This window comes from Flavobacterium sp. UBA7682, assembly GCF_002482945.1.
Classification (GTDB): Bacteria; Bacteroidota; Bacteroidia; order Flavobacteriales; family Flavobacteriaceae; genus Flavobacterium.
On the sequence record NZ_DLGY01000040.1, the window covers coordinates 1 to 18,073 of the forward strand.

An 18,073-nucleotide genomic window follows, 5' to 3' on the forward strand; every position below is an offset into this window, starting at 1 on the left:
CCAATTTAGTTTGAAGACGTACAGGCTTTAAAATCAAATGCAGTTCAATGATTGAGAACTCTGAATTTGAAACAGGGACAGATTTAGCGGATATTTACTTTGAAATGAGAAACAATGTAAGCAAAAATAAAGTTGCAATAATATTATCTGAAACTGAAAAGAAAATCCAAAGGTTATCAAAAATAAATCCTTGTATAATTTCACTTATTGAAGCTTTCGACCTAATTGATGAAAAAGGAAATGGAATTAGAATAATTTAAAAAGAAGGGAGTTATTAGAATTATATTTCGCATAAAAAAGGGTTCATTTCTGAACCCTTTATATCATCAATAATATACTTTTTTTTAGTTGTTCTCAAATGTCTGTCTTACAGTCTCTAGTCTGTCAATTCCAACAATGATATGGTCGAAATTTTCTTCAAGTTTTTCAAGCAAGCCCGGACAATAATCAAGAACATCCTGCATTGAAAGAGAAAGACCATCGCTGTCTTTGCTAGGGTCTAGCAACTTGATTTCTTCATTCTCTCTTGGAATAGCTTCTATTTCGGAAAAAACATTAGGGTAACCACTTAATATTTCCACTAATTTGTCCGCATCTTCTTTTGAAAGAACCGCAAGACCTTCTTCTCCACTTTCGTATAGGTAAAATTGTTGTCCGTTAAATTCGTCGTTTGTTACTTTTGTTAGAACCGAATAATTCATAAATATTTGTTTTAGTTGTTTGTGATTAGTTTAATTTTTAGTCATTCTTGCTTAGTTGTGCACACCAACTACACATTTTTCCATTATCTTCTGCACCTGACATTTCACACCACGGTATTTCAAGCCCACAACGTGAGCATTCGTCATATACATAGTGGCTTATAGCATTTTCAAAGACAAACTTCTGCTTGTCACTCAAAGAGTCAAAACCGTCATCAATGACTTTCTTCGCTATTCCTTCCTCTTTCGAGTCATTCAGCCTTTGGGTATCAATAAGTTCTTTGATGAATTCATTAAAATCTTCATCATAATATCTGTTTGCTTCCATACCTTTTTTGTTAAAATTTAGTTGTTTTGTTATTGGATGGCAAATTTACTAAATTAATTCTCCAAGAAAGAAGATATTTGGTTAACAAATTCTTAATAAAAGCTTCATCTATAAAAAGGGAATAAAGGCATCTTTACAGCAAAATGACATAACCATTTTTATCTAATTTAAGTTTTGCGAGCTGTTGCCATTTATTGAACCCACGTTTGTCAAAATGTGGTAAGTCTTTAAAAGTTTTCCAATTTCCACCCCATTCCCAGCCATATTTGGCGAATATTTTTACACATTCGTACCAATCTGCCACTTGGTCGTTATCCCAATCTTTGGTAGTTTCCCACGAAGCTATTTTACCGTCTATTATGAGACAAATATCTACAGCAAAACCATAATTGTGAATGGATTGTCCTGCTTTGGCGTTAGTTACCTTTTTTCCCGGTGTGGTTCTGCCTTGTTGGTAAAGTGCATCTTGCTCTGCAAATGTCCTTAAACCTTGTGTTACTCTTACTTTTGCTCTGCCAGTAAGTGCAGTATCACACTCTTGAATGATGTTAGTTACTTCATTTCTTACTGATGGATGAAGTTTCGCAATTTTGTTTTTAGTTGGTGTGTCCATTGATTTTATCTGATTAAGTTAGTTACATTTCTTTTAAGTTAAAGAGGTTACACACTTTTAATTATTGCATTTAAAACCATCTCCTAAATAAAAAATTTCGTTAAATCCATTTTTATTTAAATTATATGAAACTAAAGTAGAGTCGATACAATAGCCTTTTGGATAAGGAACTAATCCTTTTGTTGGATTGTCAATTTCTTTTGAATAAATCCGCCATTTATTTTTATAATAAATCATATTCACATACCTCCCTCCTAAATAATAATCTGATATTTCCTGAACTCTTAAAAAACCACCATAAAATTTTTCTCCATCTATAATTATTGGTTTAAAAGAATTACCTTGTTTAAGTATTGGGTAATGAAATTCAACATCACTACTGTAAATTGAAGCAATTTGATTAAACCTTTTATCCTCATAAAAAAAAATCCTACTCAATATTGAAATATTACCTTCTTTATAGTGAGAGGGGTCATCTGTAACCATTTTGTTTGCCTTAGTATAGTTATCATTATTACTTATTCCCCCAATTACGGAATCGCCCACTACATAATTATTAGTCATTAAAAAGAGTTCTTTTTCTCCATCTCCAACTACGTCTATTTTATAATAAACAGAGTCAGCTTGATAATCAACCACTGAAGTATTTTGCCTTTTAATGCTATCTGAACTTTTATCTTTACAACTAACAATAAAGAAAACAAAAAGTATCAACAATGTCCTATTTACAATTTTCATAATCAAAATTATCTACAATAAGTTCCTTTAAAATATATTTGATTAATTTCTTTTGGGCTTATTATAAGATTCTTAAAATTTTTAATACTTTTTTGAAAATCTTCTTTACAGATAAATGGGTTTTTAGAACTTATATCCATAAAGCCAAAATCTTTTATATACCATTCTTTGTTAAAGCACAAATCCATAAAAAAGTATTCTGGCTCAACATCTGTATTCTTACTCAATAACCTAAATCCTTTATTTGTTGTTTGAACATCATTTGCTTCAAGATAAATACTTTCGATTTTTGGAGATGTTGTAATAAAAGTAGAATCTATTCTGGGTTCCATCTCACAAATCAGAGTTTTTTTACCGTTTAAAATAATCGAAATTGATTTATTGAATTTATTTGTATGAGAATTTTCAACAACTAACGTATCAACATTTGAATTTCCAACTGCATCAAAAAAATAAAAATCAGATATATCCTTTTGATTATTTCCTACTTCGTTATTTTTACAAGCTATAAAGAGTAGTGCGAGAAAAATTAAATATCCTTTATTTTTTGTTTTTACAGATTTCATCATATTTAAATATTGGTTTAATAAGATTAAAATATAATTTTCGCTCAGCTAAGGCATTAATCTTATTAATGTCTTTTTGAACACCATTAAGAGCCTTAGGATAATTAAGCGACGCAGATACTTTGACAACAGCATCTTCATTGTTTTCTACATATTGGTTAATATCTTGTTTTTTCCAATACCACGCTGATGCTTGACAGGCAACTTTTATAGATGTTGCTACGGTAGGAACAAACGCCTGTAATCTATCCCCTGTAGGCTCCTCTCCACTACCAACAGTAAAAAGTTCTTCATAATTTGATTTATGGGTCAAATGTAAAAGACCTCTACCCCGATAAAAAGCCCCCCCTATAACTGATGACGATGGATCTTTTTCATATGTTGAGGTAAACCTTTGCGTTTCATGATATGCTTGAGATAAAAAGTGCATCTTTTGGAAGCAAGTTTTTATATTATAGTTACGAAATGCTTTATTTAGTTCATTATTAAATGTAGCATAATTAGCTTCTTTTTCTACAATAACTTCATCCATTTCAAGTTTAAATATCTCTTCCCCTAATTCCTCATATTGGCTAAGAGTGATTGTCTTTACAGTGCCATCTTCGTTGAGCACTGGCTCTCCCATAGCAAAATTCTTAGTATTAGTTTTATCTCTAACAGTTTGTATTACTCCTGTTGAATCTGCTTTTCTCAATTGTATAACAATATTTTTTAACTCACTTACTTTAAAGTCTCTGTTACAAAAACAAGTTTCGTTAATGGATTCCTTTTTCTTTTCTTTGGATTCCTTCTTTAGATTGCTAAGTTTGAACTCCTTTGTTTCAGCAGAAAGACCATCGCAAGTTATAAATCCTTTAAACTCAAATCCTCCATTTTCATAGTCACCATCTAAATTACCGATAACTTTTTTACTTATTTTAAGTTCATATGTAGTTTTTATGGCTTTTGCAATTATAAGTGGCTTATTGGAGACTAAAGAATTAGAAAAAATGACATTCATTTCTTTAACAAACAATTGAGCTTTATCGCTATCCAAATTTTCAGCAATAATTTCAAAATTCACAAGATAATTTTCCTTATCTGCAGAACTACTTACATATTTAATTTCTAATCTCTTGAGTGTGTCATCCTTTGCAATTGTATCATAAAAACTATCAAACGGTATTTCCAAACCTCTCCAACGGGCTAATTGTGCTTTTGTAGGCATCTTTTTTACTTTTTATAAAGTTAATAATAAAAGGCATTTTTTTAATTTGGTGATGATGTTGGGAGGGTTAATCCAAGCTTTGAATCATTAGTTGGTGTGTCCATAGGTTTCTATTTGTTTAAGTTACTTACAATTTTCATAATCAATATTTTAATAATGTTTTACATTGTTCAAATCAAACATCATTAAATTATTGATTAATTATTCTTTTCCTTTTACAAATTCTACTATCATTGTTGTTAACTGTATATATAGTCTTTATCGTCAGTAGAAAATGTACTGATTCAGTTAAAACTTAGAGGGTGTTTTCAAAATTATTTACAATCCCACCGTGCATCTGGCATTTTGTCAAATGTTGAAAAATCAATCTCGTTTTCCTGCAGTTTTTCTCCATCATTTGGATAATTGAGCCTTTTGTTTGTCTTATCTATACAATAACCTATTGTTTTATTATAAAATGAATCTGTGACGATTCTTTCTTTAGAGAGTACTGACCATTTTTTATCATACAATTTAAAATTTATCGCGTAGCAACCGAGACTTCCATATTGATGACTTACAATCTTTAAAAAATAATCTTCAACACCTTGATTTGAAATTGTTGCCCCTTGGCATAATTGAAGAGATGATGTTGTATTTATTGGCTCTTTTACAGTCCATAATTCTGAATATTTTCCATCTTTTTTCTGCTTTATAAAATACCTTATAAATGGTTCTTCAGATATCCTCTTTTCATCTTTGTACTGATATGCCTTTTTAAAATTTTCATCCGAATAACTTCCAATGAAATGCTCGCCTACATATATACATTTTAAAACCAAAAATGATGTTGGATTGAATTTTGATTCACTTATATCAATATTATAAATAAGGCTATCTCTATCAAAATCAATTACATTACTAAGTTGAGTTTCTGTATTTTTCTTCTGTTGATTACATGAAAAACATAGAAACACTATAAAACCTATTATAAGTTTATTTACATCCTTCATTAAAAACCTTTTTTATAATATTAAAAAAATTCACGCGTTCATCATATGAATTTATTCCTTTTCTAGGATGTTTACTATCAAACTTTTCATACGGGCTATTATTTATTTTTAAAGAAACTCTGGCTACGCTTAAATCTTCATCTGTGGCAATATCATTTATTTTATAGGTCTCCCAATACCAACCTGCGGTGTCACATGCGAAAAATAAATCTGTAGATACTAATTTAACTATTCTAATGAAATCATCCCAAAATTTTGCTGCAATATCTTTATTATCGGGATCAGCATAAAATTCATCTATTGTCTGATATCGTGTATGCTTTTTAGGAGTGTAATAGATGATTTTCTTTTTATTCTCCTTATAGGTTTTCAAATAACTGGTGTTGTTGCGATCATCATAATAAGCGAGATAATTATAATCATGGGTCAAATGCAGCAACCCTCTTCCTCTATAAAATTCTCCACCAGATGGACTAGTGTTTAAAGGGTCTTCGTAAGTTTTAGAAAGCCCTTGGGTTTCTACATATATTTGCGATAGAAAATGAATTTTCTGAATACATGTTTTAATTTCATGTTGTGTAAACAAATAATTCATTTGTTTGGCAAATTCAGAGTAATTTCTTTGGCTTTCCTTTACATTCAAATCAGCATCATCCATATAAAAAAGTCTGTTTTTAATCTGCACTCCATCATCCTTTTCATCATATTTAGTTTGCGGGATATAATGCTTAATTGAGTTAGGTGTTGGAGCTTTACCATTTGCATTAGCTGGCAAAACCTCATTAGTTTTGGTGTCAATCCACATTACTGTTGGGGGCTTTGTTTTGTAGTTCATATCAGGAACTAGTTGTGGGTTCTCCTGTTTCCTAATTAGAGTGATTAAATTTTCCCAATCGGTTTTAGAAAAACCGGTCTCAGCCTTACTACAAAAGCATTTTGCTGACTCAACTTTTTCTTCTTTTTTGGCAGCTTTAGTTAAAGGAACACTTACAACAGTTGATGAAATCCCATCACAAGATATAAACGCCAATAATTCGGTAGGATTACTTTCAAATCCGTTGTCTGGAAGAAACAATGCATTTTGATTATTTCTCTTTGGAAAATTTAATTTAAGATTAGAACTTCCATCCGGGTTAATTGTTAAATTATTATATGATACCGAATTAAATGGATCTCCTAACGCTACCATTGTCATGGTAGCAACCTTTTTTTTCAAAGAAGTTCCAGTTACATTAAATGTAATAATAAAATTAGCTTTATCTTCGGTAAAGGAAACATAACGAATCTCTAATTTCTTAACAGGTTCATCCTTTGCAATTGTATCATAAAAACCATCAAAAGGTATATCTAAATCTCGCCAACGGGCTAATTGTGCTTTTGTAGGCATAATTTCTTTATTATAAATTACTAATTAAAGCAGTTGCTATCGGTATAGCAACTGCCTCATTCTTTTTTAATTTGGTGATGATGTTGGCAGGGTTACTCCAAGCTTTGAATCGTTATTTTTCAAAGGATTGTTTTCTTGAGCATCCTTGCAATCATCGCCACACGGTAATCCTGTGGCATCAACTGCCACTCCACTGCTTTGTAGAGCAACTAATGCACTTGGTACAACTGTTTCCCATGTTTCTTCAACAACATATTCTTGCTCTTTCAATTCATCAACTATTGAAAGATACAATGGGTCTCCAAGTACAGGTACTTCGCCCCCATTCCATATTCTACCAGTTGACATATAATACATTACAGCATCCTCAAATCCGGGTCTAACAGTTACAATTACCCTTGCCATACCTGCTTGCATAAAGTTACGGAATAATAGGTCGTTATTATCGGTTTGATACAATGTCGTCCATTCATTTCTATTCCCCCAATAATAAGGATAAAAATTATAGGAAATCAAATCCCAATCAAAAGCCTGTTCCATAAACTTTGCAAAACTCCCGTAATCGTCCATAGCTTGGCTTTGTGTAATAACATAATTTTCCAACGCATCACCAGTATAAAACTGTGTTCCCATTTTGGCTTCATCCATTAAATAACTAATACAGTTTTTTCTAAGTACCATTTGTTCAATTTCACGATAAAATCCCGGATTAGTTCCTAATGTTGTCTCAGTAGTAGTTGCAACTTCTCCCATTTTAGCATTATAATCATCAAGCTGTTTTTGGTAGGCTTCAATTAATTTCCCAAAAGTTTCCACCTGCCATTTGGCATACAGTTCATCTGAAACTTTACAATGCGCTATGAACGTCATTGCCAAAGGCTCGATATCTTCGATAATAATTGCTATCGGAAGTACTTTGTTTATTTTGGATATTGCTCTTCTTGTGAAGTCAAAACTCCCTCTACCTACATAAAGATTAAAATTATTAAAGCTACCAACAGTCAACGAAAATTGAGTGGTTACTGCATTTCCTTCATGCACATATTTACCATACCCTGAAAACTCGTCACAATAGTATCCTTGAGGTATCTCTATATTCATTGAATCCCCATTCCTCATTTTATCCTTTGCGCCTTGGTCGGTCTGTTTTTTATAATACTCTTTAGCAACATTAATAGGCTGAGGAGGCATTTCAACCTCTACATTGTAGATTGAAGCCCATAAATGATAATTATTTGCATTCAAATCTTTTGACGTTTCAATTTTGGCATATTTACCACCTAATCTTGGGTCATCGGGTTTTACTAAAACTGTTGTTGTTGGATGATTAACAGCATCTCTCATAGCTAATCTATGCAATTTAGATGGCTGTGGAATTAGAAATTCATACATCATTCGCTTACCATAATTCTGAACTTGATTTTTGTACACTTTGTTAACCCATCTGTAAACTCCTGAAACGTGGTTTTCACCTGCTCTGTTATCAAATATATGAGAATTAGTATCTTTAAAACTCTCCGTTATTTTTGTGATTTGCTCTTTGCGTATTTTGGAAACAATTCTTTCCATCGCTCTTTGAGTAATCTCTTTCGATTGATTAACCGCTTGTCTGTTACTTTGCTCTTTTGAACTGTTTGTAGCATAATTTGCGCCGACTTCAAACGTTGTATTCGGGCTAAATTTACCTCTTACTACTGCATAAGCACCAAACTGCTTGTCTTCTTGAAGAATTTTAGCTACTTCTGATTGCATTTCAAAACGTTCTGTCGAAGTACTATCAGTTAAATTCTCTGTTTCAACCGATTGTTCCGTGGTAGTGGTATTTTCTTCAATTCGCTCTCTGACTGTAGTTTTTTCTTTAAACTCTCTAGCCATAATATTTTCAATATGGGCTACTTCACCTTCGGTATAACAGCAAATTTCCTGTACTACTTTCTTATAGTCAGCAATACCAATTTGTCTGTATCCAAAACCTTTAGGAATGAATGGAGCACCGTTATTACCTCCTAAATCTCCATCACCTCCGCTAGATTTACTTGAAGTTGCAATTCCGGGAATCCTAGAAGTTAAATCCATCGTAAAATTGAAATTTAAAACTAACCCATTACTAAATGTTAACTTACCTTCAAAAGTAAACTGTGTAGTACCTGTTGGAATTGACAATCCTGTATTAGGATAAAAAACAATATTGATAAAGTTCCCATTGGCGACATCTGTGAATGCACCATTTGTATTGTTAGTATTATTGGGGAAATGTGCAGTATACAAAGCATCAATTAAATCACCATTTGGAAAACCTAAATCTAAACTCATACATATTTTACCAACTAAGTTTGAACTAGAATTTGAAGTTTTCAAAAAGTAAGCAATAAACGGATACTCAGTAATACTGGAATTTTTAGCTGTAACATTTTCTCCTAGAACAACACCATTGACTGCAATTGATTTTTTTGAAAAAGATAGTTTGTCAAAAGTATTTGTTGTCTCTTCTCTAATGGCTGTTTCTAAACTTTCAATAATTTCACCATAAGTTGTTGAGGATAACAAATCCAAACTTTCCAACACATAATATTGTTCCTCCGATAAATACTTCCTTAAATCTGCCTCATTAACTTGTTTTGGCTCTTGAAATGTAAAATCAGGCAAAACTAGGTTTTGATATTCTTGAATGATTTTTTTGCAACCTGTAGGGCAGTCAGTTTCTTCCCTTTCAACAATAGTTGCATTGGCATAAGCTAATTTTACTTTTACCTCATATTGAGCTATAGCATCATTATAAGCTAATTCATAGTTACTTCTAAATTGTTTTTGCAATTTTTTAAGTACTACTATGGTACTCTCATAAATTGTTATATTGGATTGAGATATAGAAACAGAAATGGATTTTTCAAGTTCCTTAGTTGAGAATAGAGTGTTTGGTTTAAGACTAGAAGATTTTTGAAGTATAGTGGAACTAGCCTCGCTATTTTCCTGAAATAAAAATACTTGTAAAATTACTTTCGCATTAGCTAATATTGGAAGATTTAACAATATCTCTTTTTCATCTGTTAAATCTTTTACCTGTTTAAGCAAGTTTTGAAGGACAAGCACTTGCAATATATCTTCTTTTACATAGAATGATTTATGGGTTAGAACCTGAAAGAACAGGTTATCCCATAACACTTTTTCAATATCTTGACTTAGAGGAGCAAGACTTTTAGTTTTATTTCTAAGTTCATTAACATCTAACGAATACCTGTTTCTACCTATCCATAGGGCTACTCCATACAATTCTTTTACAATTTCCTCAACTCTGGCTTCGCTATCTAATTCATCAAAAGATTCAGAAGCGGTCAGCATAGCTTCCCATTTTGTTTTATCTGAAGGCTTATTCCTTACAGCATCAAAAAACACTCCAGTTTTATCATCAAAATGGAAAACAAATCTTCTCTTTTGATTAGTTTTTTCGGATAGTTCAGGATTGCGCAAACTCACAAACCTGAATAGCGTGTGTTCATTCTTAATTTTTGTCATTTTTATTATGTTTAAATTGTATTAATAATTTTCAGTAGTTTAAAATAATTATCAAAACACCTCTTTAAAACTGATTATTTTTGATATAACAGTAATATGTAAAAACATGATATATACATTTTGAACATATACATCTAGTGCAAACACTCTAAAACAGAGGACTTTTTCGATAAAATAAAAATTATAGATTTTTCGTTATTAACTATATTAATCAACAACATTAATAACCATATTAAATTGTTTTGGGTTCAAACAATCACTAATGATTAAAGCACACGAAAAATCAAAAGACTTGAAGTGGTATTTAGTCTTATTGAATACTAAAGTAGGTAAAAATTTGTAAGAAAAAAATAATTTTATTTATTTAACATTAAATTATTATTTCATTAATAGTAAGTCATAAAAGGGTATTAGATAGAATTGAAAAGATAGGTAACAAAATGATTTTCTTAAAAATCAAATAATAATACTAAAAAAATCATTGCAATGGTATTGCAATGATTTTCATTCTCTTTTTATAAATTTTAAAGCTAAAGAATCAAAAAAATATGTATTTTGCACCCGAAATAAATATCAAATATAAAGCACAAAATAGTACACAAATCGGTACACGATTTTCTACACATCAATAATATAAAGGGGTTAATTTCGATAAAATATGAAATTCATAACCCTGAGGTCGGGAGTTCAAATCTCCCTCTCGCTACAGAATTAAAAGGTTTGGAATTATCCAAGCCTTTTTTTGTTTCCCATTCTACAATCTTTCTAGACACCTTTTTCAAAAAAAACTTTGAAAACATGATTTCTAAACTCAATCACTAGTTTTTTTCGACTCAAAAACTTTTAGTTTCTATTTGAAGTACATGATTATAATGATAGAAAATTAGAAAAATTTTAGCTTTTTCAAACCAACTTTACTTTTATTTCGTAATTCTGAAACAATCATTATACAATTATTGTATTGACCAGAATGATTATTAATAAACATACTTTAAAATATTATTTTGTAGTATAATATTTATTATTAATAGCTATTATATGCATTTCATCGATTTTTTTATACATTTAATCGGATTTTTAAAAAATTAAAATAGCTTTGAACTGTCAAAAAAAAACAAAATAATCCATAATCGACCCAACGTTATGAAAAAACTATTATTGAATTTAGAAAAGAGGAAATTACTTTTTGCATTCACATTATTCTCACTGATGAGTTATTCTCAAGTGACAATAAAAAGTCAAGGATTTGAGAATGCAGCCTCAGATAATTTAAGCTATACAACAGGTACCTATGTAGGTGTATCAAACACAACAGCAATGAGTGGAGCCAATTCACTGCGTTTTAGTGCGGCCGCAGGGAATAGCAATATATCCTCTAACACACTTTTTGAAAATATAGATATTAGTGGTTATTCAAATGTACAAGTATCCATTGCTTTTGCTGCAACTGCTGTTGATGATAATGAGGATTTATTTATAGATTTCTCATATAATAATGGCTCAACATATACTACAACAGTAAAACTTGTCGATGGTAATAGTGGTAGTGGTGGCCAAAATATAAACTTTGGTTCCGGTGATTCAAGTCCGGGTCAATCAACCAATCCTTATGTATTCGATGTTCCAAGTACCAGCACTAGTTTAAGAATAAGAGTACGTTCGACTAGTCTTGATAGTGGAGAATTTCTTTACATCGACAATATTGTTATTCGTGGTGTTGGATCGCCTGAAATAAATCTACAAGCGAACGGAAATAATATTCCAACCGGAAGTACAACTATTTCAGGTACTATAAATACAGATTTTGGAAATACTGATGTTACTTCAGGAAGTGTAACAAGGACTTATACTGTTCAAAATACGGGAACTTCTAGTTTGTCTGTATGGTCTGTATATACCAATAGTGGCGATTTTTCTACTTCAATTTCATCCTCGACTATTGCTGCTGGAGGAACTGCAACGCTTACAGTTGTTTTTAATCCAACCAATGCAGGAACCAGAACAGGAATTGTTTCTATATCCAACAATGACAGTAATGAAAGCACTTATAGCTTTACTGTTGAAGGAAATGGAACAGAACAAGAAATAAATCTTCAAGGTGGAAGTCCGTTAACAAATATTGCCAGTGGTTCAACTTTAATTTCAAACAGTATTAATACAGATTTTGGAACAACATCAGGAACAAGAACCTTTACAGTTCAAAATCTGGGAACAAGTAATTTATCAATATCGTCTGCTTGGTCTTCGTTAACAGATTACACAATATCCTATGGCGCTTCTACAATTGCTCCAGGCGCCTCAACTACTCTAACGGTAACTTTTAATCCAACAGCATCCGGAACAAGAACTGCTACAATTTCAATATCAAATAACGATAGTAATGAAGGAACCTATACTTTCAATGTATCTGGAGTTATAGCCGACAAAGAGATAAATCTTATTGGAAACACAAATAACATTGTATCAGGATCGACTACCATTTCAACAACTTTAAATACTGATTTTGGAAATGTCCAACTTGGTTCTGGAAACGTAAGTAAAACCTATACTATTGAAAATACAGGTGGAATAACATTAAATATATGGTCAACTTACACAAACATGAGTGACTTTACCGTTAGTAGTTCTTCTTCAACAATTGCCGCAGGAGCTACAGCCACACTTACAGTGGTATATAATCCATCGACATTAGGAACAAGAACAGCTACAGTCTCTATTGGAAATGACGATAATAATGAAGGTACTTACATTTTTAGGGTTGAAGCAGTATGCGTTGATCGTGAAATTAATATTACCGGTAATTCCAATAATATTATTGATGGCAGTACTACAATTTCAACCACCACTCATACTGATTTTGGTACTTTAGATATTTCTACGGGCACTGCAACTAGAACTTATATTATCCAAAATACTGGAACCGCTGTTCTTACTATTTCTAATCCAACAGTTTCAGGAACAAATGCAGCCGATTTTTCAATATCTACAAATCCTGCAACACTTTCTATTGCCGCTGGAGCAAGCACAACTTTTGTTGTAACTTTTAATCCAAGTGCCAGTGGTGCGAGAAATGCTACCGTTAATATTGTAAACAATGATAGAAATGAAAATCCATACAATTTTTCGATTCAAGGAAATGGTGTAAATCCTGAAATAAACCTTCAAGGAAACTCAAACAACATCACTGATGGAAGTGCAAGTATTTCTTTAACAAATCACACCGATTTTGGTTCATTAGATATTGCTTCAGCAACCATAACCAGAACTTATACCATCCAAAATACAGGAACAACAGTCCTTACCATTTCAAACCCTACAATTTCTGGTACAAATGCAGCTGATTTCGCAATAACTACAAATCCTGCTACATTGTCTATTGCAGCCGGAGCTAGTACTACTTTTGTAGTGACTTTCAATCCAAGTGCCATAGGAACAAGAAATGCAACGATCAATATTGTTAATAATGATGCGAATGAAAGTACATATGATTTTGCTATCCAAGGTACAGGAACAAATTCTGAGATTAATCTTCAAGGAAATTCAAACAATATAATTGATGGCAGCACATCCATTTCAACAACCATCCACACCGATTTTGGTTCAATTAACGTAACTGCAGGTACTGCAACCAGAACTTATACTATTCAAAATACAGGAACCTCTGCATTGATCATTTCTAATCCAACCATTTCAGGAACAAATGCTGGCGATTTCACTGTAACGACAAATCCGGCAACCCTTTCTATTGCTACTGGTGCAAGCACTACTTTTATAGTAACTTTCAATCCAAGTGCATCAGGCACTAGAAATGCTATAGTAAATATTGTGAATAATGACAGTAATGAAAACCCTTATGATTTTGCCATTCAAGGTACCGGTACAGAACAAGAAATAAATGTTCAAGGAAACGCAACCAATATTGCAGACGGAAGCGTAACTATTACGTCAACAAATCACACTGATTATGGTTCAATAGACACTAGCTTAGGATCGATTTCAAGAACCTATACTATTCAAAATCTTGGAACTTCAACTCTTACTATTTCAAATCCGACCCTATCCGGAATTAATGCCGCCGATTTTGCAGTGACTACAAATCCTGCAACGCTTTCTATCGCAGCCGGTGCCAGTACAACTTTTGTCGTAACATTTGACCCAATCGGATATAGCGCCAGAACTGCTACCATAAATATTGTAAATAATGACAGCGATGAAAATCCATACAACTTTGATATCCAAGGAACTGGAATATTGGATATTGATGGAGATGGATTAGATTCAAGTGTAGATATAGATGATGACAATGACGGAATCACCGATATTATAGAATGTAATACCTGCTTAAGTGATCCATTTGAAAATGGTAGCTTTGAAAATCCGGTTATTGCCGCCTCAAGCTATGCAATTCTTCCAACTGGAAATGTAACTGGATGGCAAACCAGTGCAGAGAATTTCATTGAAATTTGGAGTTCAGGTTTCAATGGTGTACCTTCTGCTAATGGTAATCAATTTGCGGAATTAAATGCTAATGTACCGGGCATACTTTACCAATCATTTTGTTTGAATGGTGCAGGCGGAACTATAAATTGGTCTATCAAGCACCGAGGAAGAGATGGAGTAGATCAAGCCTTTGTAAAATTTGGCTCAACCCTAGCGGGCGCAATAGCTTCCACTCCAATTGTGGAAATGATAGATGGTAACACTGCATGGGGAACTTATTCCGGTACCTATAACATCCCTATCGGTCAATCTCAAATCTTTTTAACGTTCCAAGCAGGTTACACTGGTTCAGGTAGCCAATCTGTTGGTAACTTTATTGATGATGTTCAAATTACAATCAATCAAAACTGTGTTGATACTGATAATGACGGAATAGCAAACATCAACGATTTAGATTCTGATAATGATGGTATTCCGGATATTGAAGAAGCTGGTTTTAAAGCATACAGCAACAATACTGCAACGATGGACAAAAGTAGCTCTGCCACTTGGATTGATGCCAATGGTAATGGTATGAATGATTACATAGATGCAATAATCAGTACTAATTCTTATTTTATCGCTAACTTTGATGGAGATAGTATGCGCAATCATCTTGATTTAGATAGCGATAACGATTCGATATTTGATGTAGATGAAGCCGGATTACTTAACGGCGATGGCGATATCAACGGTGATGGAAAAGGTGACGGACTTGATTCTGACACTGACGGAATCTTAAATTTGTTTGACAATTTAAGCGGCTGGGGAACTACTGCAAGAGCTTATGCAGTAGATACCGACTCAAATGGAATCTCCGATTATTTACAACTTGACTCCAACAGTGATGGCATTTATGATATCCATACTGGCTTATATGGCAGCTATGATGCCAATAATGACGGTATAATTGATGGTTCAGGAGATGGTGACAGAGATGGGATTACAGATACTTTTGACACAAATCCAAATTCTAAAGGTTCTCCAAGAGACTTAAATAGAAAACTGTTATTAGATTTCGATGGAAGAAATGATTACGCTCAAAGCTCTGCCGTTTTGGGTGGTCTTGCCAATGCTTCTTTGATGGCATGGGTTGATTTGAATAGTGCTTTTAATTCTGAAGGTGTGATTGTAGGTCAGGATAAATTCCAAATCAGAGTGACCTCAGACAAGAAACTAGAAGCTGTTGTAAACAACACAACTGTAAAATACAACACCGTGGCATTAAATACTGCGCAGTGGTATCATGTTGGCGCCGTTTATACCGGAAGTGTATTAAAATTATATTTAAACGGTACAATGGTTGCGAGTACATCTGCCTCAGGTAATATTAATGCTGATGCTTCATTACTGACCTTAGGTAAAAATCCGGTATCAAACACAAAATATTTCAAAGGTAAAATCGATGAAGTACGCGTGTTCAATGTAGCATTAACCGATACACAATTACAAAGAATGGTGTATCAAGAAATTCAAAATACCGGCTCACAAGTTAGAGGAACTATTATCCCAAAAGACATTAGTTCACTTCCTTTTGCCAACTTGTTACGTTATTACAGAATGGATACTTACAAAGACGATATTGTTGACGATTTAACAACAACTTCTGTCGATACCGGTACAGGAATGAAAATGTACAATCATAAAAACATCTATGTGCAACAAGCTCCTATGCCTTTTATCACCAAAACTACCGGAACTTTTGCAACTGCGGTAAACGACACCAGCAATGACATTAGAGGCTTAGATGTTTTAGATTATGATTATTCAATCATTCAAGTGCAACACAACATAGCAGAAACAGCCAATAATACTTCTATCGGAATGTTTATAGATCCGGGAGTAACTGTTACTATGAGTAATGACACAAAGCTTCAAAACGATTGGTACCTAAAACTAGATGGTAAAATTGACTTATCAGGTAAATCACAATTGGTACAAACAAATAATAGTGATCTTGAGGTAACGAGTTCAGGTTCTATTGAAAGAGACCAACAAGGACAATCAAATATCTATAACTATAACTACTGGTCTTCACCGGTTAGTAGTATGAACAACACTACTATCAATCATGGTTATACAATAGCCGGTGTAATGAAAGACGGAACAACTTCAACACCACAAAACTTAAACTGGTCCTCAGGATTAAACGGTGCAGCAACAAGCCCGATCACTATTGCAAGCTATTGGATATTTAAGTTCCAAAACTTAAGTAGTGCTTATGCTAACTGGTCTGCTGTTGGCCCAAATGGTAGTCTTTTAGCCGGCCAAGGCTACACTATGAAAGGTTCTAATGCTGCTTCTGCCAATCAAAACTATACGTTTGTAGGCAAACCAAATAATGGTACGATTACCTCAACTGTTTCTGCCGGTAATCTAAACTTGTGCGGAAATCCGTTTGCCTCGGCTATTGATGCTAACCAATTTATTGATGATAATATAGCCAGTATAACCGGAACATTATTTTTCTGGGAACACTACAGCACTAATAATTCTCACAATACTATCGACTACCAAGGCGGTTATGCAACTTATACCAAAGTTGGCGGAACAGCTCCGGTAGCTCCGGCCGGAATAAGTGGCTTAGGCTCAAGTGCGAAAGTTGCCAAAAGATTCATCCCGGTAGGTCAAGGTTTCTTCGTAACCGGTTCAGCAACTGGTGGCACTTTAACTTTTAACAACAACCAAAGGATTTTTGTAAAAGAAGACAATTCGGATTCTTTCACCTTATACAGAAACAACACCAACGCTACAGTAAACGCTGATCCAAATTACAACAACAGCGAAGATAGCTTTGGAGTAGAAGAATTCATGAAATTAAGATTAGGATATACTTCTGCTAACAATTACCACCGAGAAATATTATTAGGCTTCATGAACGAAAACGCAACAGCAGGCTTTGATAATGGCTATGATGCGTTAAGTATTGAAACCCTAACCAATGACATGTATTTCACTAACGGTGATAAAAAATTAAACATTCAAGGCGATGGTTTTTTCAATGCAAATAATATCTATCCGCTTGGAGTTAAAAATGCTACAGAAGGAATAGTAAAATTTGGCATCAACAAAAAAGAAAGTTTTGAAGAAAGTCAAGACATTTTTATCTACGACAACGTTACTGAAACTTACCACGACATTAAGTCGCAAACCTTTGAAATCAACTTAGCTGCCGGTACGTTTGAAGATAGATTTTCTTTGAGATTCTTTAATCCATCAGCTTTAGGAACCAATGAAAATGAATTACAACATGGCGTTGGCGTAAACCATTCGCAAACCGATAACATGATTAATATTAATAATGAATTACAAGAGGTTTCGATTAAATCAGTTGCGCTGTTTAATTTACTTGGACAACAAGTGGTTACATGGAAAATAGACAGCCAAAATCAAACCGAAATGCATCTACCGGTAAGCGGAGTAAGTACCGGCGGATATATTGTAAAAATCATCACCGACAAAGGTGACATCACTAAGAAAATTCTAATTAAGTAATTTTTATATTTTTTTTGACACTAAAAACGCTCTGCAAAAGTGGAGCGTTTTTTT

General features: G+C 33.1%; 11 protein-coding genes. 2 read left to right on the forward strand and 9 right to left on the reverse strand.

All coding sequences use genetic code 11. The features are described 5' to 3' along the window. The first annotated feature begins 47 nt into the window (after window positions 1-47). Window positions 48-260 (forward strand): hypothetical protein, encoded by a 213-nt coding sequence (locus tag B3C16_RS11525; protein ID WP_291131826.1) that lies wholly within the window; start codon window positions 48-50, stop codon window positions 258-260. Between the two features lie 84 nt (window positions 261-344). Here the strand turns inward: B3C16_RS11525 and B3C16_RS11530 are convergent, their stop codons facing one another. From B3C16_RS11530 to B3C16_RS11570, 9 genes are all read right to left on the reverse strand, one after another. After that, window positions 345-701, reverse strand: a complete 357-nt coding sequence (locus tag B3C16_RS11530) for a hypothetical protein (RefSeq protein WP_291131828.1) — start codon at window positions 699-701, stop codon at window positions 345-347. Between the two features lie 37 nt (window positions 702-738). Continuing rightward, entirely contained in the window at window positions 739-1,029 is a 291-nt protein-coding gene (locus B3C16_RS11535; RefSeq protein ID WP_291131830.1) for a hypothetical protein, read from the reverse strand. A 133-nt stretch (window positions 1,030-1,162) separates the two neighbouring features. Continuing rightward, entirely contained in the window at window positions 1,163-1,642 is a 480-nt protein-coding gene (locus B3C16_RS11540) for a M15 family metallopeptidase (RefSeq protein WP_291131832.1), read from the reverse strand. Window positions 1,643-1,699: 57 nt separating this feature from the next. Next, window positions 1,700-2,380, reverse strand: coding sequence for a hypothetical protein (locus B3C16_RS11545; RefSeq protein WP_291131834.1), 681 nt, complete (start codon window positions 2,378-2,380; stop codon window positions 1,700-1,702). 8 nt (window positions 2,381-2,388) lie between these two features. Next, the gene (locus B3C16_RS11550) at window positions 2,389-2,949 is read right to left on the reverse strand and encodes a hypothetical protein (protein ID WP_291131836.1); all 561 of its coding nucleotides are present in this window, start codon (window positions 2,947-2,949) and stop codon (window positions 2,389-2,391) included. Continuing rightward, entirely contained in the window at window positions 2,921-4,153 is a 1,233-nt protein-coding gene (locus tag B3C16_RS11555) for a hypothetical protein (protein ID WP_291131838.1), read from the reverse strand. The genes B3C16_RS11550 and B3C16_RS11555 overlap by 29 nt, the downstream gene beginning before the upstream one ends. Window positions 4,154-4,467: 314 nt before the next feature. Further along, window positions 4,468-5,145, reverse strand: coding sequence for a hypothetical protein (locus B3C16_RS11560; protein WP_291131840.1), 678 nt, complete (start codon window positions 5,143-5,145; stop codon window positions 4,468-4,470). After that, on the reverse strand, window positions 5,129-6,532 hold the full coding sequence (locus B3C16_RS11565; protein WP_291131842.1) for a hypothetical protein: 1,404 nt from the start codon (window positions 6,530-6,532) through the stop codon (window positions 5,129-5,131). The genes B3C16_RS11560 and B3C16_RS11565 overlap by 17 nt, the downstream gene beginning before the upstream one ends. Before the next feature lie 66 nt (window positions 6,533-6,598). Further along, complete coding sequence (locus tag B3C16_RS11570) at window positions 6,599-10,045, reverse strand: hypothetical protein (protein WP_291131844.1); 3,447 nt, start codon at window positions 10,043-10,045, stop codon at window positions 6,599-6,601. Between the two features lie 1,143 nt (window positions 10,046-11,188). Between B3C16_RS11570 and B3C16_RS11575 the strand changes: the two genes are divergently transcribed. Continuing rightward, a complete protein-coding gene (locus tag B3C16_RS11575) occupies window positions 11,189-18,019 on the forward strand; it encodes a choice-of-anchor D domain-containing protein (RefSeq protein ID WP_291131846.1) in 6,831 nt (2,276 codons plus the stop codon). The last annotated feature ends 54 nt before the right edge of the window (window positions 18,020-18,073 follow it).